The 21,573-nt window shown below is 38.9% G+C and carries 23 protein-coding genes; 5 read left to right on the top strand and 18 right to left on the bottom strand.

All coding sequences use genetic code 11. The annotated features are described in order from the left end of the window. Window positions 1-2 precede the first annotated feature (2 nt). A complete protein-coding gene (locus tag HWV58_RS00565) occupies window positions 3-590 on the top strand; it encodes a porin family protein (protein ID WP_175632197.1) in 588 nt (195 codons plus the stop codon). A 78-nt stretch (window positions 591-668) separates the two neighbouring features. Here the strand turns inward: HWV58_RS00565 and HWV58_RS00560 are convergent, their stop codons facing one another. The 6 genes from HWV58_RS00560 to HWV58_RS00535 form a co-directional block, all read right to left on the bottom strand. Beyond that, window positions 669-1,592 (bottom strand): YihY/virulence factor BrkB family protein, encoded by a 924-nt coding sequence (locus tag HWV58_RS00560; RefSeq protein ID WP_175632196.1) that lies wholly within the window; start codon window positions 1,590-1,592, stop codon window positions 669-671. A 74-nt stretch (window positions 1,593-1,666) separates the two neighbouring features. Next, window positions 1,667-2,065: an META domain-containing protein gene (locus tag HWV58_RS00555; RefSeq protein ID WP_175632195.1), complete on the bottom strand. Its 399-nt coding sequence runs from the start codon at window positions 2,063-2,065 to the stop codon at window positions 1,667-1,669. A gap of 38 nt (window positions 2,066-2,103) precedes the next feature. Beyond that, window positions 2,104-2,643 carry a GNAT family N-acetyltransferase gene (locus tag HWV58_RS00550; RefSeq protein WP_175632194.1) on the bottom strand — a complete coding sequence of 180 codons (540 nt, stop codon included), beginning with the start codon at window positions 2,641-2,643 and terminating at the stop codon, window positions 2,104-2,106. 41 nt (window positions 2,644-2,684) lie between these two features. After that, the gene (locus tag HWV58_RS00545) at window positions 2,685-3,185 is read right to left on the bottom strand and encodes a DinB family protein (RefSeq protein ID WP_175632193.1); all 501 of its coding nucleotides are present in this window, start codon (window positions 3,183-3,185) and stop codon (window positions 2,685-2,687) included. A gap of 183 nt (window positions 3,186-3,368) precedes the next feature. Then, window positions 3,369-3,911: a DUF4199 domain-containing protein gene (locus tag HWV58_RS00540; RefSeq protein WP_175632192.1), complete on the bottom strand. Its 543-nt coding sequence runs from the start codon at window positions 3,909-3,911 to the stop codon at window positions 3,369-3,371. 114 nt (window positions 3,912-4,025) lie between these two features. After that, window positions 4,026-4,499 (bottom strand): response regulator transcription factor, encoded by a 474-nt coding sequence (locus HWV58_RS00535; RefSeq protein WP_175632191.1) that lies wholly within the window; start codon window positions 4,497-4,499, stop codon window positions 4,026-4,028. Window positions 4,500-4,684: 185 nt separating this feature from the next. On the opposite strand from HWV58_RS00535, the gene HWV58_RS00530 reads away from it, so the two are divergent. Next, entirely contained in the window at window positions 4,685-5,479 is a 795-nt protein-coding gene (locus tag HWV58_RS00530; RefSeq protein WP_175632190.1) for a hypothetical protein, read from the top strand. A 78-nt stretch (window positions 5,480-5,557) separates the two neighbouring features. Here the strand turns inward: HWV58_RS00530 and HWV58_RS00525 are convergent, their stop codons facing one another. From HWV58_RS00525 to HWV58_RS00510, 4 genes are all read right to left on the bottom strand, one after another. Beyond that, complete coding sequence (locus tag HWV58_RS00525; protein ID WP_317174756.1) at window positions 5,558-6,190, bottom strand: alpha-ketoglutarate-dependent dioxygenase AlkB family protein; 633 nt, start codon at window positions 6,188-6,190, stop codon at window positions 5,558-5,560. 3 nt (window positions 6,191-6,193) lie between these two features. Then, window positions 6,194-7,042, bottom strand: a complete 849-nt coding sequence (locus HWV58_RS00520; protein WP_175632189.1) for a methylated-DNA--[protein]-cysteine S-methyltransferase — start codon at window positions 7,040-7,042, stop codon at window positions 6,194-6,196. Window positions 7,043-7,177: 135 nt separating this feature from the next. Continuing rightward, window positions 7,178-7,699: a MepB family protein gene (locus tag HWV58_RS00515; RefSeq protein ID WP_175632188.1), complete on the bottom strand. Its 522-nt coding sequence runs from the start codon at window positions 7,697-7,699 to the stop codon at window positions 7,178-7,180. 24 nt (window positions 7,700-7,723) lie between these two features. Beyond that, window positions 7,724-8,062 carry a n-acetylglutamate synthase gene (locus HWV58_RS00510; protein WP_175632187.1) on the bottom strand — a complete coding sequence of 113 codons (339 nt, stop codon included), beginning with the start codon at window positions 8,060-8,062 and terminating at the stop codon, window positions 7,724-7,726. Between the two features lie 83 nt (window positions 8,063-8,145). Between HWV58_RS00510 and HWV58_RS00505 the strand changes: the two genes are divergently transcribed. After that, entirely contained in the window at window positions 8,146-8,397 is a 252-nt protein-coding gene (locus HWV58_RS00505; protein WP_235972602.1) for a single-stranded DNA-binding protein, read from the top strand. A gap of 49 nt (window positions 8,398-8,446) precedes the next feature. Here the strand turns inward: HWV58_RS00505 and HWV58_RS00500 are convergent, their stop codons facing one another. The 5 genes from HWV58_RS00500 to HWV58_RS00480 all read right to left on the bottom strand — a co-directional run bounded on the left by HWV58_RS00500 (window position 8,447) and on the right by HWV58_RS00480 (window position 14,748). Further along, window positions 8,447-10,498, bottom strand: a complete 2,052-nt coding sequence (locus HWV58_RS00500) for a TonB-dependent receptor (RefSeq protein ID WP_175632186.1) — start codon at window positions 10,496-10,498, stop codon at window positions 8,447-8,449. Window positions 10,499-10,580: 82 nt separating this feature from the next. Beyond that, window positions 10,581-11,903 (bottom strand): PQQ-dependent sugar dehydrogenase, encoded by a 1,323-nt coding sequence (locus tag HWV58_RS00495; protein ID WP_175632185.1) that lies wholly within the window; start codon window positions 11,901-11,903, stop codon window positions 10,581-10,583. Between the two features lie 321 nt (window positions 11,904-12,224). Further along, window positions 12,225-12,788, bottom strand: a complete 564-nt coding sequence (locus tag HWV58_RS00490) for a hypothetical protein (RefSeq protein ID WP_175632184.1) — start codon at window positions 12,786-12,788, stop codon at window positions 12,225-12,227. Window positions 12,789-12,819: 31 nt separating this feature from the next. Further along, window positions 12,820-13,911 carry a tetratricopeptide repeat protein gene (locus tag HWV58_RS00485; protein ID WP_175632183.1) on the bottom strand — a complete coding sequence of 364 codons (1,092 nt, stop codon included), beginning with the start codon at window positions 13,909-13,911 and terminating at the stop codon, window positions 12,820-12,822. Window positions 13,912-14,139: 228 nt separating this feature from the next. Next, window positions 14,140-14,748 carry a hypothetical protein gene (locus tag HWV58_RS00480; RefSeq protein WP_175632182.1) on the bottom strand — a complete coding sequence of 203 codons (609 nt, stop codon included), beginning with the start codon at window positions 14,746-14,748 and terminating at the stop codon, window positions 14,140-14,142. Window positions 14,749-14,962: 214 nt separating this feature from the next. Here HWV58_RS00480 and HWV58_RS00475 point away from each other — a divergent pair, with 214 nt between their 5' ends. After that, complete coding sequence (locus tag HWV58_RS00475) at window positions 14,963-17,182, top strand: NADP-dependent isocitrate dehydrogenase (protein ID WP_175632181.1); 2,220 nt, start codon at window positions 14,963-14,965, stop codon at window positions 17,180-17,182. A 178-nt stretch (window positions 17,183-17,360) separates the two neighbouring features. Continuing rightward, the gene (locus HWV58_RS00470) at window positions 17,361-17,762 is read left to right on the top strand and encodes a hypothetical protein (protein ID WP_175632180.1); all 402 of its coding nucleotides are present in this window, start codon (window positions 17,361-17,363) and stop codon (window positions 17,760-17,762) included. A gap of 118 nt (window positions 17,763-17,880) precedes the next feature. Here HWV58_RS00470 and HWV58_RS00465 read toward each other — a convergent pair whose 3' ends face one another. The 3 genes from HWV58_RS00465 to HWV58_RS00455 form a co-directional block, all read right to left on the bottom strand. Further along, entirely contained in the window at window positions 17,881-19,707 is a 1,827-nt protein-coding gene (locus tag HWV58_RS00465; protein WP_175632179.1) for a DNA polymerase III subunit gamma/tau, read from the bottom strand. A 113-nt stretch (window positions 19,708-19,820) separates the two neighbouring features. Continuing rightward, window positions 19,821-20,579 carry a DUF1570 domain-containing protein gene (locus HWV58_RS00460; protein ID WP_175632178.1) on the bottom strand — a complete coding sequence of 253 codons (759 nt, stop codon included), beginning with the start codon at window positions 20,577-20,579 and terminating at the stop codon, window positions 19,821-19,823. 35 nt (window positions 20,580-20,614) lie between these two features. Further along, complete coding sequence (locus HWV58_RS00455) at window positions 20,615-21,478, bottom strand: AraC family transcriptional regulator (RefSeq protein WP_235972601.1); 864 nt, start codon at window positions 21,476-21,478, stop codon at window positions 20,615-20,617. Window positions 21,479-21,573 lie beyond the last annotated feature (95 nt).

The following is a 21,573-nucleotide window of genomic DNA, read 5'->3' as shown; positions in this document are numbered from 1 at the left end:
ATATGAAATTTTTATCTTTAACCGTTGCTTTCTTACTTGTTGGCCTGTTTGCCAGTGCGCAAGTATTACCTTCATTCCAGCTGGGCATTAAAGCTGGTGCAAATTTTTCGAAATTTGATAGTGAAAACACTTTTAACAGTGAAAACCGCGCAGGTTTTTACGGCGGGCTATGGGCCAGGGTAGGAGCTGCCGGCATTTACTTTCAACCAGAACTTTATGTTTCTGGCAAGAAAACAAATTTGGTAAGCAATTCGGGAGAGGTAAATAAAGTAACCTTTACGAGTTTAGACGTGCCTTTATTGGTAGGTACCAAATTTGGTGCTGCCGGTGTTGGTTTACGTTTAAACACCGGACCTATGTTTTCGTTAATTTTAGATGAAAACCAAAGCTTCAGCCAGGCGGCTGGAAGCGTTTTCAAGGCCGATTTTAAAAATCAGGCTGTTGCCTGGCAGTTTGGTGCTGGTTTAGACCTTAAAAAGTTAAGCCTCGATGCGCGCTACGAACTTGGCTTGTCTAAAATCAACAAATCGGGCTATCCGGGTACTAAGTTAAACTTATTTACAGTTGGCTTAGGGTATAGAATTTTGTAAGCTTAATCAATTATTCCTCAGCACGCTGAGGGTTTAAACGAAAATGGCAGGTAGATTCTCAATCTCCTGCCATTTTTATTATAGGTCTTTCTCTAACTCTACCTCCGTAAGCTCGTAAGCAAACGATCCTTTTTTCGGTACAATAGGCGTTGCCCTGCCAATGCTGAGTGCTTTAATGAACGAAGCTCCAAAATAGAAGATAAGCGACGAGTAAAACACAAAAAGCATAATTACAATAATAGAGCCGGCCGAGCCGTAAATGTTGCTGATATTGCTAAGCGGCAGCAAAATCCTTAAAATATACTTACCCGCAGTAAATAAACATCCGGTTAGTAAGCCTCCCGAAATTGCCGCACGCCAGGTAGGCCTGCCATTGGTTAAAAATCTGAATAGCATGGTAAACCAGGTAGTTACAATAATTACAAAAACAAACTGGTTAATAACCGAAGTTAGAACCAATCCGAAAGAAGGGGAGTTCGTTTTTAAGTATGCACCAATAAAAGCTTGCACACTATCGGCCAGTAAGCCAATAAAAAACAATATGCCTGCCAGCAGGATAATGATAACCGATATGGCCCGCGATTTAAGGGTGTAAATCAATCCTTTTTTATCTTTCTTGCCAATATTCCAGATTTGTTCTAACGAGTTCTTAATTACATTGAACAGGGTTGTAGCTACAAACAGAAAAAATATAAAGCTGAAGAGTGTAACATACCAGGCCTGGTCAATGCCCCTTATGTTCCTTAACGTTGTTCTGATCTGTGCAATACTCTCGTTATCTAGAATATTGGCCAGGCGCTCGAATAGATGGGTTACAAACAGCCTTCTATCGGTAAACATGCCAAATAACCTGATGAGGATAATGAGGATTGGAGGCAAGGCGAAATTGGTGAAAAAAGCAGTAGCTCCGGCTAAGCGTAGCGGATCATTTTGCTGAAATAAACTAAATGCTTTTCTTATGGTAGAGAAAAAAAACTTCAGGTCTTCTGTTATCGATGGCATCGCTACTGCTTTAAACTAAAAGGCGCGAAATTAGCAAAAATACTTTGCCGGCACCTTTTGTATCGTTAAAGTTTCTAATTTGTTTTGGTAAAAATGAGTAAGGTTTTATCGCCGTTTAACAGATAAAGCTTGTTCTCAGTTACTTTTGCATTATTTACCTGGTTTAATGCATGCAGGTAAGCACGCTCTGCCGCATCAGTTTCCTGGCAAAACATTTTGGTGCCGAAAACATTTTTTACACTGATTTTATTATCTGCAATCTCTGCTTTACCACCATAATTATTACAAAATGATTTTCCACTCAGTTTCAGGCTATCAGCAATGTTTAAGGTTGCCTTAGCAGATGTAGGGAGTACTAACCCCGGCAGTTCTGTGAGTTCCCATTTGGTATTTGAAAATTTAGCCGGATCTAATTTTTCGTTACACGAACTAAACAGAAACAGCAACAGGCCAATAAAGATTAAGTTTTTCATGTTTTTAGTTTTAATGATTCGCTTTCTTGCATCAAAAACTAAACCAATTGTTCTGCTATCGGGTTTTTCATTTCCATCCAGTGGTGTTTTATGCCCTGATAATCGAAAAGTGAAATGCGTTTCAGTCCAACTTTTTCAAGTACGTGGATCGAACCCGAATTATTGATATCGGCAATGCCGATAATTTCTGCTAGTTTCAAAGTATTAAAAGCATAATCTTTTGCTGCCATTGCCGATTCTGTGGCATATCCTTTTCCCCAGTATTTTTTGCTAAACCGATAACCTAAATCGTAGTAATTAATTCGGTTATTGGTTGTTTCGGTAATTAATTTTAAGCCGGCCCAACCTACAAAATTATTGGTTTCCTTTTCAATTGCAGCCCAGCGGCCAATGCCGTTTTCTATATATTGCCTGCGAATAAATTCGATATTGGCCTGGCTTTCTTCGATGGCGCTATAGGGTTTATTCCCCAAATAACGGTGCACTTCGGGGTCGCTATCCATTTCGAACATGCCGGCAACATCGGTAGGTAACAACTCTCTTAAAATCAATCGGTCTGTCTCGGCAAAAATTTTCATGGAGGATATAATGGCTCTAAATTTAAGCTAATGTAGAAAATCTAATTAATTCCATCTTCATAAATTGGGCCGTAAATACTCGGAACTTTATTGCCCGTAGACCGCAGGTAAATAATCACTTCGCCGCGGTGATGGTAAATGTGGTTCATTAAGAAACTGCGAACTACTTTGATACGCTCCATTGGGGGCATTACGGTTTTGCCTCTTGCTGTCATTTTCCATTCTTTGAGCATGCTTTCGTCGGTAGCCGATTCAATACTTTCTTTTGCCCGGTTAAATGCACGCTCAAATTTTGCTATTATATTTTCCATATCGTTTAAATCTACCTCATCGCGCTCATAATTATCCATATTAAATTCGCTACCATGAAAGGTGCCAGGGTACCAATCATAAATTTCGGCAATGTGCGAGGCCAGTTGCGCTGTGGTCCACGATTGTGGTGAGGGTTTATAATCTAAAATAGCATTTGGAATGGCTTTTAACAGTTTGCGGGTGCTTTCTGCCTCAAGAAGAAATTCGCCCAATAGTGATTTTACCAGCATATTTTTATTTTTTGAGAATACCGGAGCGTGTTCCTACTTAATAAATCACTTTAGATCACTTTTGTTTTAAAAAAAGGAATATTGTTGGAAGCTTTCGAGGTTGGTAAAATTTAAACTGGAGGCAGATGGTGTAAATGCTCACATAGCTAGACATGCAAGCTTATGTGAGCATTGCCTGTTTAATTAAGCCGCTTGTGCATTTAGCGGGGTGTGGGATTTTCTTTTTAAAATTAGTGCTGCAATTAACGATACCAGTATGCCTACAGGTAAAATCTCCATATAGGTAAACAATACCACCATGATCGGGTTTTTGTACAGCTGCTGGTTGTAGGCCAGTTCTTTGGCTTGTTTTGCCAGCTCTGCCGCCGATGCTCCACTATCCTTCGCTTCTTTCAGCATGTGTGCTACGTACTTATCCATAAAATCGGGTATAAATACATAATAGTCAACCAGCCAGGTTATTACGTACATGGTTGAGGCAATTAAACTGATATAAAGTCCGGTTTTAAATGCTTTGCCGAAAGTAATTAAACCATTGTTGTACTTATCGCGGTAGTTTTTTATGCCTACAAAAATAAAGGAAAATGCCACTACCATTGAAGCATAGCCAATTAGCATGCTGTGCTCAAAATTGGCGTCACTGCTGCATCTTGCCATCGAGATTACCATCAATACAGATGCGATTACGCCGGCAATTAATCCGAATACAATTACATTCTTTTTCATCTTTTTTAGTTTAAGGGTTTACACCACAAAATTGGTTCGATTATTCTTTTTGGCCCTCATACTTTAGGGTGATTTTGAAAACAGGCAGTTTTTTAATACTAAAGTACTACGCAATCAGGGAATAAGGCTTAGTCTTTTTGCCGTTTCTATGGCTTGTGTTCGGCGTTTAACTTCGAGTTTTTCGAAAAGCCGTGCATTGTGTGTTTTTATGGTATTTAGCGAAACAAATAATTTTACGGCAATTTCCTGATTGCTTAGCCCTGCCGACATGAGTTGCAAAACCTCCAGTTCCCTTTTGCTGATATTTAGTTTACTAAGTTCTTTTTCGTTTAACACAAAGGTTTGAGGCTTTTCGGTAAAAACTTCTTTCTCGATCAGGATGGTTTTAGGTTTGCTTAGTTTTAGTGCCAGCCAAATCCCAAGGGCGGTAAAAAGGACTGCTATTACGCCTGCATAAATTTCGAAGGCATGGTTAATGATTATGAAACGAAGTTCGAGCCATTTGAGCAAAAAAAGCAATGCCGCCAGAAAAACGCCGTATAGGATGGTGCTTTTATTTTTAGTTAAAAAGTTGACAGCGTTTGGCATGGGAATGAATCTTCAGATCAAAAATAAGAAATTACCCCGGAAGTTAGCATATCAGGGTTGAACGCATTGAAAGCCACATAATTAATCGTTAATTTTTAGTTAAAGTGGTAATTTTCTGGTGACTTTAATAAATTAAACGCCCGAAAGGTTTTAAATTCGCGAAAAACAAATAAATAGCTATATCTATGAAAATTACGCTTTATGCACTCTTTCTTTCCGTTGTCCTGTTTGGCTGTAAGACCGAAAATCCGGAAAAAATTTACAAAGCAAGATCAATTACCGCCAACGATGATTTCAATGTTTTTCCTGAATCGAAGAAAAATATACTCAGTATTGTAAAAACCGATTCGGGCGCTTTAGCTTATGCAGATCGTTTTGCCATTCGTTATAAAGATACCACCATTAACATTGATGATGCACCAAATCCTGCCACAAAGAAATTTCTGGATGCCATCTACATCAATACGCAGAAAACTGCTGTTTTGGTACAGGTAGCTAACGAAAAGGGCAGAAAAGCTCCTTTTTATATTATTGCCGTAAATAATGGTAAGACTGAAGTGGTAAGCTTAAACAAGCCGTCAAATGGAGCCAATGATAAAAAAAATACAGTTGGTGCTGAGGCGATTAAACTGACCAGTTTGCTAATCAATAACGATTATTTTATCAATACAGTTAACTCGAAGGTTTACGAGGTTAAGCGCCAAAATGAAGCAGAACGGATTCAGGGTAGGTTTTTTATGTACTCAAGAGATAAAAGAACGCTTGTTTTTTTAGTTAAAAGCACCTTGTATCAGGTTAATGTGGCTACCGGCGAAACTTTTATACAACCGCTACCAGAGGGGCTTATCAACGAACCTGATACCTTAATACGTACTGTACAAAGTGATTATAGCTGGGTGCCAAGCGCTAAAGGAACACTGTTTTTAAAGAAAAATGCTGATGATAACCGCATTGTAGATATTAAAGAGTTTAAGCATTAACATTAATGCCGTAATCTTATTGAAAAGCAGCTATAATTTTATTGTAGCTGCTTTTTTGCTTACAGTGGTTTGGCTATATCAGGACTTGGCAGGCAGGGAGGAAAGATCCATCGTCCTAAAAGTTAAGTTTACCCTTGGTCGTGTAATCTTTTTGGTTGGTGGGAGCCGGTGAAGCCAGTTGGTTTGTGTTTCATCTTTCATTACCAGCAAACTGCCATGTTCTAAAAACAAGGTAATAGTTTCTTTGCTTTGTTTGTGTTTAAAAAGAAAGCGCCTTTCTGCACCAAAACTTAATGAAGCTATGGCCGAATCTTTAGCTAAAGCTTTTTCATCATCACTGTGGTAGGCCATACCTTCCTCGCCATTGTGATAAAGGTTAAGCAGACATGAATTATAGTTATGACCGGTTTGTGTTTCGGCAAGTGTTTTTAATTCCAGCAATTCCGGTGTCCATGGCAGAGCCAGCTTAGAGCGATTAGAATAGGTGTAGGAATAAGCTTCATTGCCATACCAGGCCACTTTTCTTTTGGTTATAATGTGCTTGCCCATGATAAAGGCTTCGTCGTTTTTCCATTCGATGGTGTTCATCAATACATCGAAGTAATGATCGGCCGCTTTCAGGCTAAATAATTTGCCATAATAATTTACCGTTCCACCGTAAGGAAGCAGGTTTTGGTTAACGTTGAGTTCAGGGCTGAATAAATCCATCATTGATTATTTAAACTGTATATCCATTTTTGCGGCTTCCCAACCAATCATTGCAGTTTTTCTGTTCAGCCCCCAGTGGTAACCGCCCAAAGCGCCGCTCGATTGGATTACCCGGTGACAGGGGATAAGGAAAGCAACCGGATTATCGCCAATGGCAGTTCCAACAGCTCTCGATGCATTGGGGTTTTGTAATTGTTTGGCCAGATTGCCATAAGTAGCCAGTTTTCCCATAGGGATTTTTAACAAAGCTTCCCAAACTTTTAACTGAAATTCCGTTCCTTTTAAATGCAGTTTAACCTGATTGAGTTTACTCCAATCGTGACTGAAAATATATAAAGCGTTTTGCTGCTGCATATCGAACATCTGCTGGTAATTTGCTGCAGGAAACTGGTTTTGCAAATTGACCAAAGCAGCCGATTGATCGTCGTAAAAGGCCATGTAACAGATGCCTTTTGGCGTAGCTGCAACAATGATATTCCCAAAAGGGCTTTCGGCAAAACTGTAGTTGATTTGCAGGTTTTCGCCGCCGTTTTTGTATTCACCAGGTGTCATACCTTCAATATTTACAAACAGATCGTGCAATCGGCTGGTTCCAGATAAACCTGTTTCTAAAGCGGTATTAAATAAACTCTGGTTATCTTTAAGCATTTCTTTGGCATGGCCAATGCTAATGTATTGTAAAAAACGTTTTGGGCTAGTGCCAGCCCACTCGCTAAATAGGCGCTGAAAATGGAAAGGGCTTAAATTTACATTTTCAGCAATTTCTTCTAAACTGGGCTGATTTTTATAATTGGCCTTAATGTAATCTATGGCTTCTGCGATCCGGTTGAAATTGATTTCCTCTTGTGCTTTCATGGTGCTCAATAATTTATGCCCAAAAGTAGTTTGGAATGAAACGGTAAACTACCCGAAACTTGCTAAGTTTAATTTATGACCGTAACAAAGATGGCTCTTTCTTTTTAATTACATCAGTTGTTATGCCAGCGAAATTTAGGTGGATAAAAGTTTTTTGACCAAAGAAATAACCAGAGGTTGATTTGTAATAAGCAAAAAATATTCTGTTTGCCATTGTTGTGTTTTTGCAGCCTGCTTACTGCCTGCTATATCCCATGGCGGATAAACACGGATGCCTCTTTTGCCCATTATCCCGTTATGTGTTACTATTTTCTGTTGTATCAATTTTGCTTTTGGAAAAATAAACTGTCCTTGCAGATCTCCTTTTTCAACTGAAATTACAAGCAGATCGAAATCATCGAAGGCATCAAAGGGTGCAGTAGTTCCACTTTCATTCCTTTTCCAGATACTTACAAACTGCCCAGTTTTTGTCGGGGTAATTTTAGCTTCACGGTATTTAACCTTTAGCTGGTTTAAGTTGAAAGTAGCGGCACAATATTCCTGGCTCTCTGCTTCCAGGCAATACTTTCTGATTTGATAATCTAGCGGATGATAAACCTTTTCCATTGCAGATAACAGTGCAGGAGGGAGGTTTGTTGAAATTTCCTTTACAGGCATAGTAAATCGTTATGGCAGATTTTTTTATTGTTCTTCAATAATTGATTCGCCGTTTGAATAATCGCCAGAGGTCCATTTCCATGTTTCATATAGCCTGATTTTGCCATTGGGCAGGTATTCAGGTTTAGAATTGCAGATTCCTGTCATTAATGTGCCTGCATCGTTTATTTGGTGATAGCGCATATCAATATTTCCGTTTTCATCAACCAAACCAATTAAATGGCCATACTTAATTTTTCCACCGGCATATTCGGCAGTAAGCAAATTGCCCACCTGTTTATATTTAAAAGTAGTTTCATCCGATGTTTCGCCGTTCTCTGTATTGCTAACCGGTTTGAAAGTTTTATCGTTGTAATTTAACATAGGGTATAAAACTAGCAATCTCTTTTGCAATAAAGAAATCTTCAATACATCAGGCCAGCCAGAGTTTTTCTTCCCTTTTTAGTTTGGCTGTACACGAAGCATATAAAAATGCTGCAGGAGAAGATGTTAAAAATACCAATTGGTTTACTTTAACTTTTTGGAATGCGAAAGCTGATCTTGCAGAAGAGCAGATTAAGAAAGGTACAGGTTTATCAGTGTGTGGCCGTTTGCAAGTAAGAGGTTACGATGCTAAAGATGGATCGAAACGTTACGGTACAGATATCATTGTAACTGAAATGGCAATTAAAGACACAGGTGCAAAAACTGCATTTTAATGATGACGTTTGCTATAGCATCATGTAGGTAATACATGATGCTATTTTATTATAGCTTTACGGATAGACCAGTGTAAAAATTAATACCTGCTGCAGGGTTAAAATATCTTCCGTTTGCAGCGTTTAAATCGTTGCCCAAACTATAATTTACATTCAGAAGGTTGTTCACTCCGCCAAACAATTCGAAATGGGTTTTAGCTATTTTTAAGCTTCTGATACCTGCTTTGGCTTCAACCAGATGATACCGTTTTGCAAATACAGTATTGGCATCATTTAATGGAATAGTTGAGGTGTAGTTATGCTGTACAAAGAGGTAAAATTCTTTTGGAAAATTAAATTCGAGACTGTTTACTAAAATATGCGCCGGTACACCTGTTAGTTTATTGCCGCTGTAAACCGAAGTGCCGTTGATAAAATTTTCAAACCTGAAATGGCTGAAGGTGTAATTGCTTCTCAATTGTAAACCGCTTAAGAAAGAACGCTGGTTTTTGATAATCCAGACGGCTGTTTCGAGTTCAAGCCCCTGTTGTTTAGTGCCGCCCGCATTAATAAAGTATTCTGCGTCGTTCTGGTTAAGCCTACGTACAATTGCATCTTGTAAACGATAACTGAAAATATTGCCATTGACATAAATACGGTTGTTTTTTGTTTTGTAACGTAAGCCTAGCTCATAGTTCCAACCTCTTTCGGCCTGCAAGTCGTTATTGATGTTATTGTCTGAGGAGCGTACTTCGGCAATAGTTGGTGGCGAATAGCCCTTACTCACAGAAGCTCTTGCTGAAAGGTTTTGGCTGATTAAATAAGATAATGCCACTTTAGGCATAAACTGTGGGTCAAATTTTCGGCTTTTAGCAGCAATAACTACAGGGAAATAACTTTCGTAATCGTAATTGAAGAAATTTAAACTGGAAGCAAGCTCAACTAATAATTTATTGTTGAGGTCGAAATTTAAGCGCAGGTAAGCAAAATTCTGCCTGGCTTTTAAACGATCGGAAGCTTGCATAGCTGCAGGTTCTCCCGCATTGTTGTTAAAATTTTTGATCTGGCTTTTTGTTCCCGAACTTTCTAACCCAATTTGTGCGCCAAATTTGAAATGCTCTTCTATCTTATCGTAAGCTAAAAAGGTTCTTAGTCCAAGGGTGCTTTCGTAACGTTGCTCATAATTGGTAATAAAGGGGTTTTTAAAATCTGTATAACTGGTAAATAATGCAATTACATGTTTAAAACCTGGTGTAATCTGGTAAGCATTAGAAAGACCTCCAAAAACTGTTTTGTTAAAAATGGCTGCATGTTGTGTAATGGCACCAGGCAGGGCGGGGGTTGCCGGCCTTGCCAGTTTAGGATCCTGTTCCAATTGCACAGCAGTTAAGCCTCCGGGTGTTTCGTAATTAAGGTCGCTGTAAAAAATAAATGCTTTTAAACTACCAAAAGGGTTGTAATTCCACTGCTGCTGCGTTTGGATATACTTGCGGTTTAGCGCACTATTCTGGCGGAAACCGCTGCTTTTTTGATAGCCTTCGCTAATACTAAAACTGTAATTTTTAAACTGATGCTGAATGGCTGCTGTTTGGTGGAAAAGGCCGTAAGATCCTGCTTGCACAGCTGCGTTGATTTCGTTGTGGTTAGTGTTTGGAGGAGTAATGAGCATAGCTCCGCCTGTATTTGCGCCAAACAGACTGGCCTCCGGACCTTTGTAGATTTCCAAATTACCTATTGCAGCCATGTCGAGTGCATTTAAATAGGTATTGCCACCTGCATCGGTTAAAGGAAAATCGTCTACATAAATTTTGATGTTGCGAATCCCAAATGGTGAGCGAAGTAAACTTCCGCGCAGCGATAGGCGGTAACTACCCGGCGACCGTTCTTCCATGCGTACACCTGTAACTGTATTTAAGGTGCTAACCAGCGAATTGCCAGGCTGGTTTTTAATCAGGGAGCTATCAACCAGGCTTACAGCCGATACAGATCGTAGCAAGGGTTGGTGGTTGTAATACCCTTTAATGGTAACTTCTTCTAATTTTTTGGTTGAATCGGGTTTTAGGGTTTGCGCAAGGCTGGTAAAAGAAATTAAGCTTAGCAATAAGATAAGGTTCGGTTTCAATGGGATCGGTGCTTGAAGGTTTAGCCACAGACTGGCAGATAAATTTACAGCATATTCTGCTAACCTGTGGCTATTTTGTAAACTATTTTGCTGCAACTTTCCAGATGATTCCACTTACATCGTCGGCTACGAGCAAGGCACCGTCAGGTGTTAATGTAACGCCTACCGGACGTCCGTAAACTTCCGCCTTTTCGGTATTTGCCACAAAACCAGTTAAAAAGTCTTCTGGTTTTCCGTTAGGTTTACCCGCTTTAAATGGTACAAAAGCAACTTTGTAGCCCGATATGTTTGATCTGTTCCACGAGCCATGCTGTCCAATAAATGCGCCACCCTGATATTTAACAGGGAATTTAGTGGCTTTGTAAAAGGCTAATCCTAAAGAAGCGGTATGTGCGCCAACAGCCACATCGGGGGCAATTGCTTTTTTTACCATTTCAGGATTTTTTCCTTTTAAACGGGGATCTTCATTCTGGCCGAAGTAAGCAAAAGGCCATCCGTAAAACGCACCTGGTTTAACGCTGGTAATGTAATCGGGAACTAAATCATCTCCTAAACCGTCGCGCTCGTTAACTGCTGTCCATAAAGTGTTGGTAGTTGGCTCCCAATCTACACCTACAGGGTTACGCAGACCGCTTGCATAAATTTTTTCGCCTGTTCCATCTAAATTAACTTCTAAAATGTTGGCTCTGCGGACTTCATTTTCGAGGCCATTTTCGCCAACATTACTGCCCGATCCTACAGTAATGTAAATTTTGCTTTTATCGGCATTGGTAGTCAGATTTCGTGTCCAGTGGTTATTGTAGCCTCCTGCTGGCAGGCTTAATATTTTTTTGCCGGTTGCCGTTATTTTGGTATCACCTGTTTTATAGGGATATTGCCATAAGCCATCCGTATTGGCAACGTAAAACGACTGCCCGATAATGAGCATGCCATAGGGTTGGCTAAGCCCGCTTAAAAAAGTAGTAATACTTTCAGCTTTCCCATCATGGTCTGCATCGCGGTAAAGTAAAATGGTGTTGGCACTTTTTCCGGGAACTTCCGATTTAGCCTTACCTGTTACTGCATTGGCAACTGCTTCAACTGTACTTCTCTCTGAGTTGGAAAGCGCCACCAGCACATCGCCATTTGGGGCAATGTAGGTATTGCGTGGACTTTTAATATTAGATGCAAATTTTGTAACCACAAATCCTTCCGGTGCAAGTGGGGTTTTGCCTTCCGGCCAGTCAATTACCTTACTAAACTTGGTTTTGGAAGCTGTAGTATCTGGCGCAGGCAATTCTAAAGTTCCATTTTGGGTTGTTACTGCACTGTCTGCCTCTTTTTGCTGTGTTTTGGATGAGTTCGACTGGCAGCCACAAACAACAATTGTGCATAGTGTTGCAGCATAGAAAATCTTATTTTTCATTTTAACTGGTTTTGGTAAAGCAATTGTTTTCAGGGAAATAACATCGAAAACAGGCAGAAGTTTTTAACAAACCGATATAAATAAATAAAGGAAAGCATCGTAAGATACCTTCCTTGGAGAGCGTATTTATAATTATTAGATATGGTTTGTACGGATTAACTGATCTGTTTACTACATGCTATTGATCAAAATGGCTTATCTGATTGGCTATTTTGGTCCGTAAACGATTAGTTAAAACTAAATTATGGCTTATAAACCAAACATTTAGTTAATGAAATGTTAAAATGTTTTCTTTGCGTTAAATAATTGAAACCTGCCAGATTATTTTACCAGATTTTCGAGTAATTTTTTCTCTATGTCTTTGTTGTTCAGTAATAAGGCCGAAAACTGCGGGTCGGATTTTACCAAAAGAAATTTTCCGGTAGGGAGGATAATAGCCGAGGTACCACAGGTAGTTACCTCTTTAAAAAACATCTTTTTTAGAAAGCCAGAATCAGTTTCTATTTCCATTCCTTTCGATTTTACCTGGCTAAAGTTTTCGCCAACCTGGCGGTATTGGTATATGGCAACTTTTGGCCGGGCCTGTGCCTTTTCTATTATATTCTTTTGAAAGGTCCACCTAACATTGTTCAAAAATTCGGCATTCTGGTAACTTAAATCTCTCCAGCAACCATCGTTATTAAAATCATACTTAATGATAATGGTGTCTTTTAGGGCAACGCGTTGGTTTTCTTTTAGATAAAGATGTAAAGAATCTACCTGGGCATCGGTTAACGATCCGGCTTCGTAACGTTTACTTTCATCGACATACAGTTTGGGGGAACAGCTGTATAAAAGCATTATTAATATCGGAAATAAAAGCAGTAGTGATTTTAAGGTTTTCATCTTTTAATTGTTTAAGTCTAACCGATTGTTTTTACTGATATTGGAGGCGGTAAAATTTATGGGCATCATCAATTGTTAGTGGATTGTTGCTAAACCATTTTAAAAAGTTGTTCCAGTTAGAACTATTTGCAAGCCGCCACTTACTAAAAGCTATTTCATCTCCCTTCATTAAGATCCAATAGTTGTAAGGTTCTAAAAAGTCTTGACCAACTAGTTTCTGTTGATAATCGAATAAAATATTCGGATATTTTTTATCATTACCTGCTCCTAAAAAGGCATTGAGAAATTTTGTACGGATCTCGTTCATTGCGTTTAACGTAATTTCTTTTTGTCCGGCTACCGCAATTGAAAGATCCAATTCATAAACCATACTAAAAGGTACTTTAAATTTCTTTGGATCTTTAATTGCATCAATGGAAACATTATGGTTTTTGGCAAAAGATATCCTGATTGAATCTCCCTTGATATGAATTTCGTTTTTGTAAGTATCGAAAAGGAGCTTACTGATTTCGGCAGTACGTTTAGAGTTTCTTTCTAGGTTCATGAAGATTTCGCCATATAACATTCCCCATATTTTATCACTCGAACTGAGGTAAACTTTCGATGCACGATAGTAATTTGAAGAAAAGGTTGGCTCCATTTCTATCCCTTTTTCATAATACTTCAACGCATTGTTAAAATCTTGTCTATTCAGTGCTATATTTCCTAATTCTACATAGATTTTTCCTGATTTGGGAAATTTTTTGAGGCCTCTTTCGTAGGTTTCTATTGCTTTCTCAGGCTTGCCCATGTAATCGTAAGCATTGCCAAGTGCCTGGAAAACCAAATCATACACGGCCTTATGTTCAGTAAGTTTTTCTAAAATTTCAGCTGCTTTTGGGTACTCTTTTTTTGCAGTATAGGAATAGGCGATTTCATAGGTATAAGCAATATTTTCCGGATCTAGTTTCTGCGATTCTTCCAATAACTTAATGGCTTCATCGTATTTTCCTTCCTCATCTTCGAGTTTGAATGCTTCTTTTGCTTTGGCTTTTGCCAGTGCTTTATCTTCGTTGCTTTGTGCAAATGCAGTTTGATTAGAAAAGAGTAGTAAGATGGCGATTAATTTAGAGATTGTTTTCATTTGATTAGCGTTTTTGGTACTACCTCAAGATGCAAAGTATTGCCTGAATCCATAGATAGTAGCATAAAAATATAACTAAAATGTTAAGTGCAGGCTGTTAGATGAAATTTTTATGTAAATATGTGTTAGCCATCTGAGATTTTGGCTTTTTCTTCATTAAATTCTTTTTGTGAGAAAATCGTCGCCTCAAGCTTTTAGGCTTGATTGAGAGGTGGTAAAGAGCTATAATTATAGAGGAGTAAATAAAAAATCTTCTCCTATGAAATAACTTTCACCAAATGCAAGGAGTTTTAATTTATGGTCAGGTTTTGTTGAGCCTCCTACAAAGTTTGATTTGATATCATGTTTACTAAGACATGGCTGATACTTTTCTAAAATACGCTTCGGACCACGCGCAAACATCCCTGATCCATCTTTACACAATTTAAAAATATCCATAGCCGGATTTATTCCATAAGTAAACGAAAAGTCTTCAGGGTAGGTTTTTAAATGTGACCTGTAGAGGTCTAGCAAAAGTTTCTCGGGACTTTTTGCTTTACCATTATAATACAGATCCACATGGGCATCTGTTAATTCATAAAGTAAAAAGTGATCGGAATAAAAAGAAAAATAAGTTGTCCAGTTTCTTGAAAAATTTTCGGCAGCAATATTTATAATCTTTAATTCCCATATCTGCTTTATTTCTCTGTTGGAATCCGGATAGAGACTAAAAGTAACAACGAGGTCTTTGTTCTGGTAAGCTAAGGATGAGATAACCATACCGCCATCTTCAATGTAATCATCGCTTGCAAGAATTTTTTCTAATTTCTCATGAACTTTATATCTAATCGTTTTCAAAGCGGCTTATGTAATTTTAGGTTGTGTTGAAACGAAGATAAAAATAATGTAACTATATTTTTATTATGGGTTCACTTCCTATGGTCATAAATAACAATACGGTGTTCCTTAATTCAGCTGATTATTTTATCTTTAGGCGATTTTAAAAAGATTGGTGTACAAATCTGTAAAACCAGTCGGATATTTAACCTTAATAAGCAAAATCAATATAAACATGTCAAATACATCAAAAATTATCTACACCAAAACCGATGAGGCGCCAATGTTGGCAACCTACTCACTTTTACCTATCGTACAAGCTTTTACCGCATCAGCAGGTATTGATGTAGAAACCAGAGATATTTCTTTAGCAGGAAGAATTTTGGCGAACTTTCCTGAGTATTTAAAAGACGACCAAAAAATTGGTGATGCTTTAGCAGAGCTTGGTGCATTGGCAACCACTCCGGAAGCAAATATTATTAAATTACCGAATATTTCGGCCTCTATCCCACAATTAGTAGGTGCTATTACCGAGTTACAGGCACAAGGTTTTGCCTTGCCAAACTACCCTGATAATGCACAGAGCGAAGAAGAAAAAGCAATTAAAGCTAAATATGCAAAAGTCTTAGGTTCGGCCGTTAACCCGGTTTTACGCGAGGGTAACTCTGATCGCAGAGCACCTAAAGCAGTTAAAAACTATGCAAAACAAAACCCACACTCAATGGGTAAGTGGTCGGCCGATTCTAAAACAAGAGTTGCCAGCATGACTGAAGGCGATTTTTACGGTTCAGAAAAATCGGTAACAATCGAAGCTGCCAGCCAGTTTAAAATTGAGTTTGTAGGCGCTGATGGCGCGGTTACCGAATTAAAAGGTTTATCGCCGTTAAAAGCAGGTGAAGTGATTGATAGCTCTGCTTTGAGCTTATCGGCATTGAAAGCTTTTGTAGCGAAAGAAATCGCTGAGGCTAAAGCTGCCGGTGTGTTATTATCGGCCCACTTGAAGGCAACCATGATGAAGGTTTCTGACCCAATTATTTTTGGTGCCATTGTTGAAGTTTACTTCGCCGATGTTTTTGCTAAATATGCCGATTTATTTAAAGAACTTAACGTTGATACCCGCAATGGTTTAGGCGATGTTTATGCGAAAATCGCAGGTAATCCTAAACAAGCGGAAGTAGAAGCAGCATTGGCACAAGCCATTGAAAATGGCCCAGCTTTAGCGATGGTAAACTCTGATAAAGGAATTACCAACCTGCACGTGCCAAGTGATGTAATTGTGGATGCTTCGATGCCAGCCATGATCCGTACTTCGGGCCAGATGTGGAATAAAGAAGGTAAATCGCAAGATACCATTGCATTAATTCCAGATCGTTGTTATGCAGGTGTTTACACGGCTACAATTGATGACTGTAAAGCACACGGTGCTTTTGATGTAACCACCATGGGTTCGGTACCTAATGTGGGTTTAATGGCACAAAAAGCAGAGGAATACGGATCGCACGATAAAACTTTTCAGGCTACGGCAAGCGGAACTATCCGTGTAACCGATGCCGATGGCAAAGTATACTTCGATCAGCAAGTAGAAAAAGGCGATATCTTCCGCATGTGCCAGACTAAAGATGCGCCAATTCAGGACTGGGTTAAATTAGCCGTTACCAGGGCCCGTTTATCTGAAACACCAGCTGTTTTCTGGTTAGATGAAAAAAGAGCACACGATAGAGAGATTATTGCTAAAGTAAATACCTATTTAAAAAATTACGATACAACTGGTTTGGATATCCGCATTTTAGCACCGGTTGAGGCTACTAAATTTACTTTAGAACGTATCCGCAAAGGTGAAGATACCATTTCGGTTACCGGTAACGTATTGCGTGATTATTTGACCGATCTTTTCCCGATTTTAGAACTGGGTACATCAGCTAAAATGCTTTCAATTGTGCCATTAATGAACGGTGGTGGTTTATTCGAAACCGGTGCTGGTGGTTCTGCCCCTAAACACATTGAGCAGTTTATTGAAGAAGGTTACCTGCGTTGGGATTCGTTAGGTGAATTTTTAGCCCTTCAGGCTTCTTTAGAGCATTTGTCGCAAACACAAAACAATGCAAAAGCACAAGTGCTAGCCGATGCTTTGGACGAAGCAAATGCTAAATTCCTGGCTACTGATAAGTCACCTGGTAGAAAATTAGGTACCATTGATAACCGTGGTTCTCACTTCTATTTGGCTTTATATTGGGCTGAGGCTTTAGCTGCACAAACTAAAGATGCAGATTTGCAAGCCAGATTTGCACCATTGGCAAAAGCTTTAACTGAAAACGAAGCTAAAATCAACGAAGAGTTGATCGGCTCGCAAGGCAAACCACAAAACATTGGCGGTTACTATAACCCTAATGATGAACTGGCCAGTAAAGCCATGCGTCCTAGCGAAACATTAAATGCTGCTTTAGCGTCGCTATAAGCATTATTAATATTAAGAAGAAGCGCCCCGATATTATTATTGGGGCGCTTTTGTTTTCAAGGGGTTATAATAAAGTACCTCTTTTTGTCCAAATAATTTCAAATATTGTGAAGGCATTAACAAACCTTATTCCTATCATTTTGTTATATTCATATTAAAATTATAGGAGACCCATCACATGGCAAATAATAAACCTTCACGCGATAAACTGCAAAGTACTACCGAGCATGGTGGAATTAACAGGGAGAACTTATCATACAACGAAAGCAAGCAGAGTTATGAGCTTGATGTAAAAGGTACAGATGAAGATTACGATCACCCAATGGGTTATGAAACAGTAGCGGCCGGTGCCCGCGACGATGATTCTACCTACGATGAAGCCAATCCTTATGTAGGTGATGAATATGCACGCGATGAAGAAATTGCCAATGATGATCTGGAAGAGCTGGGAATGCATGTAGATGAAGGACAAAGTGTAAAGCTAAGTCCGGAAGATAAAATTCTTGGCCGTACTCCTGAAGATAGCCGCGATGATTTAGATGAGGAAGGTTATCCGGTTAACGATATGCCCCAAAAATAGTCAATAGCACACCGTCGTGAAGATGGTGATTTGACGAAACAATCATATAAATGGAAAAGCAGGGTTACATGCGGTGTAGTCCTGCTTTTTGTTTTATGCCTTAATTTAAATTGCTGTTTTATGGATTGATATCCAGGTTAAATCTCCTGCGTAACTCATCCAGTTTCGGATTTTTATTGACCAGGTAATCGTATTTTTCGCGGTTGCCATACAGTCTGTTTTCCAGTTTGCGTTCCACTTGTTTGTAGGTTACCAAAACTCCAAAATTTCTAAGCTCGTTTCTTAAGTAATTTAAAAGTTCAACAGATTCCTGCTGGATCAGGTGCTCCTGAGTTTTACTTTCTACCGATATTTCGATTAGCTCGGGCTTTAAAAGTACCGGTGCAAAATTATTCAGAATAGTAAACAGGTTAATTTTATCGGCAGCTTTAAGAATCTGAATGTAATTGTTCCATACTTCAAGCAAACGATCGTAGCTAAATATTTCCCGTGCTTCGCCGGTTATCGCTTTTGGTTTACCATCATCGTCTGCATCCACATTCCGTTCAAAATCGTTTAAAGAGGGGATTAAGGTACCTGTTGTTTTTTTTGGTATATTAATGCTGATGGAGGTGGCAGTAGGCATGCTTGCAGGCCTTGGCGCTTCGCTGGGTTTATTTAAAGGTATGCTTACTGGAACTTCAGCCTTAGGGATATTTACTTTTGCCGGAGCAGTATTCTCACTTACAGTTTTCGGCTGTATGTTTTCTGCTTGTACCGCTTTTTCGGCTACGACATTAGTTTTTTTTTTATCCTGATCTTGGTCAGTTGCTGTGTTACTAGGGCTTAAGGGTTGTTGTGCTAAATTGACGACCGACCGGATATGGCACATTTTAATCAATGCCAGCTCTACCTGTAAACGTTGGTTTTTTGAGTTTTTATAATTTAAATCGCAGGTATTGGCCAGATTTAAAGCTGTTAACAGAAATGACAATTCTGTTTGCCTGCACTGATCTAAGTATTTTTGTTTGATGTTTTCGCTAACCTCTAAAAGTTTAATGGTAGCATTATCTTTACCCACCAGCAAATTGCGGAAATGACTTGCTAAACCGTTAATAAAGTTATTGCCATCAAAACCATTGTTCAGTATTTCATCAAACAAGAGCAGCGTTTGGCTAACTTCGGCAGCGGTTAAAAAAGAGGTAAGTTTAAAAAAGTAATCGTAATCTAAAATGTTAAGGTTGTCGATTACCGCTTTATAGGTAATGTTCTTATTGGCATAACTGGCAATCTGATCGAACATCGAAAGGGCATCGCGTAAACCACCATCAGCCTTTTGTGCAATAATATGCAAACCATCACTTTCAAAAGCAATGTTTTCGCGATTGGCAATGGTTGAGAGGTGATTGGCGATATCTTCTACCTGGATCCGGTTAAAATCGAAAATCTGGCAACGCGATAAAATAGTTGGCAGGATTTTGTGTTTCTCGGTAGTAGCCAGAATAAAAATAGCATACGAAGGCGGTTCCTCCAAAGTTTTCAGAAAGGCATTAAATGCACTTTGTGATAACATGTGAACCTCATCAATGATATAAATCTTATATTTTCCGGCTTGTGGAGGTATGCGTACCTGCTCAATTAAACTACGGATATCATCAACCGAGTTGTTTGATGCCGCATCGAGCTCGTGCACATTAAAAGAATGTCCGTTCTGGAACGAGAGACAGTTGTCGCAAGTACCACAGGCTTCCATTTCTGCTGTAGGGTTGGTACAGTTAATGGTTTTGGCGAGAATACGCGCACAGGTGGTTTTACCCACACCACGCGGACCGCAAAATAAAAATGCCTGTGCAAGCTGGTTATTTTTGATGGCGTTTTTTAAGGTACCTGTAATATGCTGCTGACCAACTACGGTTTCGAACGTAGCTGGGCGGTATTTACGGGCAGAAACAATAAAATTTTCCATCGGCACGAAAATAGGAATTTTTTACGAGTTGAAATGTGGGCTGACTGGAATGTGGAAAAGTTATAAAATGTAAGATTGGAATGAACCGAAAGCCTAATGGTGAAATTAAACTGTTATTGGTGATAGTTATAAAACAGTTTATAGCTTTCTTCGAATGAGGCAAAACTGCCAAAAACCTGCGCTATAGCTTTGTCAGTATCATAGCCCTGGTTGGTAAGCCTGATGATTTTTTTTAAAATCTCGGTCCTTTTACCTTTAACAAAAAAATAAATAATACTGTAGGCGGTGTTGTAATTATCGCGAACCTCGTGCCCGTAAAATGAACCTCCATAAATATTGAAGAACTTTTTTAACCGCTCGCTGTCTTTTAAATCTATACCAGCTTTTATGCTTTTAATACGCATGCTCTGTGGATAAGCATATAAATTGCCTTCGCTGTCAAAATCGAGCGTTTCGAAAAACTCGGCAAGTCCTTCGTTTAACCACCTGGGCGATTGTTTAAAATTAAACTCAAAAATACTGTGGCTGGCTTCGTGCAGGGCAACCGATATAAAGTCACGATTCTTGTAAACAAAGGCCTCATTAATGGCATCAATATAAAAACCATCGCTGCTGGCCGGTACATTGTACTTTTTCTGTTCTAAGCGGTAATCTTTATTCTTTCCATAGAGGTTTATTTTGACCGGTGCGGTAGTGTTCTCGTGGGTTTCGAAAATTTCGTTGCAAAACATGCGCTCGTAGGCAATCAGCTTCTCAATCTTTTTCTGCTCGGTATCGCTTATTTTGCAGTTTACAGCATTAATCTCTACATATTGGGCGAATGAGGTGAGACTAATCAAATTGGCCAATAAAAATAGAAAGCGTTTTTTCATGTTGCAATATACCTTCTTTAAACAGTGTTTTGGATTTATTTCATAATCGCTTTCAGTTCATTCCTATACTCAGAAGCACTTTTACCTGTAAATTCTTTAAACAGCTTATTGAAGTGACTAAAATTATTGAAACCACTTTCGTAGGCAATGTTGGCAATACTTACCGGCTTTTCGGCCAATAACTTCGAAGCGTGCACCACGCGGTACTCGTTTACGAAATGCGTAAAGGTTTTTTTGGTTATCTTTTTAAAATAGCGGCAAAATGACGGAACCGTCATGCTCGACATTTCTGCAATATCATGCAAACTGATGGGCTCCTGAAAATGATCTTTCACAAAGTTGAAGATCATGTTAATGCGGTCGTTATCCTGCACCTGCATTTCCATCGAAAAGCCGCGGGCATTTAAAATTTTATAATCTTTTGCGTTTTCGAGTACTTTTAGTACATATAATAAAGATAACAAGCGCTCAAAAGGATGCTGATCATCCATCATTTCTATTTTATCGCCTACAAGAGCCTTGGTTTCATTACCAAATGCAATGCCGCCCTTTGCCTTATCAAATAATTCCTGAATGCCTTTAGTTTCCTGCAGGGCTAAAAAACCGGTGCCCAGAAAATCGGGCTTCATCTGGATTACGGTTTCATTTTTATTACCCGTATTGGTATCGGTAAAACCACAATGAGGCAAATTACTCCCAATCAAAATCAAATCACCTTCGGTGTAGTAAGACACGTGACTGCCGATTTGCCTTTTGCCCGTACCACCGTTTACAAAAACCATTTCTATTTCGGGGTGGTAGTGCCACAAGTGGGCCATGTTGTTTTCATTAGCAATGTATTTCGAATAATAAAAAGAACTCCCGAAAGAAGGTTCAACAACTTCAAAACTTGGTTTCATGCCGATCAATTTTATTCACTAAAATACACTAAAAATATGCTGAATTATGTGTTTTACGAAAATATGACTGAAATAGGGATAATATAGCATAGATA

The organism is Pedobacter ghigonis, from assembly GCF_903166585.1.
Taxonomy (GTDB): Bacteria; Bacteroidota; Bacteroidia; order Sphingobacteriales; family Sphingobacteriaceae; genus Pedobacter; species Pedobacter ghigonis.
The sequence above is the reverse complement of the archived record's forward strand: the minus strand, read 5'-3'. Positions and strand labels throughout refer to the sequence as shown.

Bases quoted from the DNA above. Each gene is read 5' to 3' on its own strand.
- HWV58_RS00565 (WP_175632197.1), top strand. From the start codon at position 3: ATGAAATTTTTATCTTTAACCGTTGCTTTCTTACTTGTTGGCCTGTTT.
- HWV58_RS00560 (WP_175632196.1), bottom strand. From the start codon at position 1,592: ATGCCATCGATAACAGAAGACCTGAAGTTTTTTTTCTCTACCATAAGA.
- HWV58_RS00555 (WP_175632195.1), bottom strand. From the start codon at position 2,065: ATGAAAAACTTAATCTTTATTGGCCTGTTGCTGTTTCTGTTTAGTTCG.
- HWV58_RS00550 (WP_175632194.1), bottom strand. From the start codon at position 2,643: ATGAAAATTTTTGCCGAGACAGACCGATTGATTTTAAGAGAGTTGTTA.
- HWV58_RS00545 (WP_175632193.1), bottom strand. From the start codon at position 3,185: ATGCTGGTAAAATCACTATTGGGCGAATTTCTTCTTGAGGCAGAAAGC.
- HWV58_RS00540 (WP_175632192.1), bottom strand. From the start codon at position 3,911: ATGAAAAAGAATGTAATTGTATTCGGATTAATTGCCGGCGTAATCGCA.
- HWV58_RS00535 (WP_175632191.1), bottom strand. From the start codon at position 4,499: ATGCCAAACGCTGTCAACTTTTTAACTAAAAATAAAAGCACCATCCTA.
- HWV58_RS00530 (WP_175632190.1), top strand. From the start codon at position 4,685: ATGAAAATTACGCTTTATGCACTCTTTCTTTCCGTTGTCCTGTTTGGC.
- HWV58_RS00525 (WP_317174756.1), bottom strand. From the start codon at position 6,190: ATGATGGATTTATTCAGCCCTGAACTCAACGTTAACCAAAACCTGCTT.
- HWV58_RS00520 (WP_175632189.1), bottom strand. From the start codon at position 7,042: ATGAAAGCACAAGAGGAAATCAATTTCAACCGGATCGCAGAAGCCATA.
- HWV58_RS00515 (WP_175632188.1), bottom strand. From the start codon at position 7,699: ATGCCTGTAAAGGAAATTTCAACAAACCTCCCTCCTGCACTGTTATCT.
- HWV58_RS00510 (WP_175632187.1), bottom strand. From the start codon at position 8,062: ATGTTAAATTACAACGATAAAACTTTCAAACCGGTTAGCAATACAGAG.
- HWV58_RS00495 (WP_175632185.1), bottom strand. From the start codon at position 11,903: ATGAAAAATAAGATTTTCTATGCTGCAACACTATGCACAATTGTTGTT.
- HWV58_RS00490 (WP_175632184.1), bottom strand. From the start codon at position 12,788: ATGAAAACCTTAAAATCACTACTGCTTTTATTTCCGATATTAATAATG.
- HWV58_RS00485 (WP_175632183.1), bottom strand. From the start codon at position 13,911: ATGAAAACAATCTCTAAATTAATCGCCATCTTACTACTCTTTTCTAAT.
- HWV58_RS00475 (WP_175632181.1), top strand. From the start codon at position 14,963: ATGTCAAATACATCAAAAATTATCTACACCAAAACCGATGAGGCGCCA.
- HWV58_RS00470 (WP_175632180.1), top strand. From the start codon at position 17,361: ATGGCAAATAATAAACCTTCACGCGATAAACTGCAAAGTACTACCGAG.
- HWV58_RS00465 (WP_175632179.1), bottom strand. From the start codon at position 19,707: ATGGAAAATTTTATTGTTTCTGCCCGTAAATACCGCCCAGCTACGTTC.
- HWV58_RS00460 (WP_175632178.1), bottom strand. From the start codon at position 20,579: ATGAAAAAACGCTTTCTATTTTTATTGGCCAATTTGATTAGTCTCACC.
- HWV58_RS00455 (WP_235972601.1), bottom strand. From the start codon at position 21,478: ATGAAACCAAGTTTTGAAGTTGTTGAACCTTCTTTCGGGAGTTCTTTT.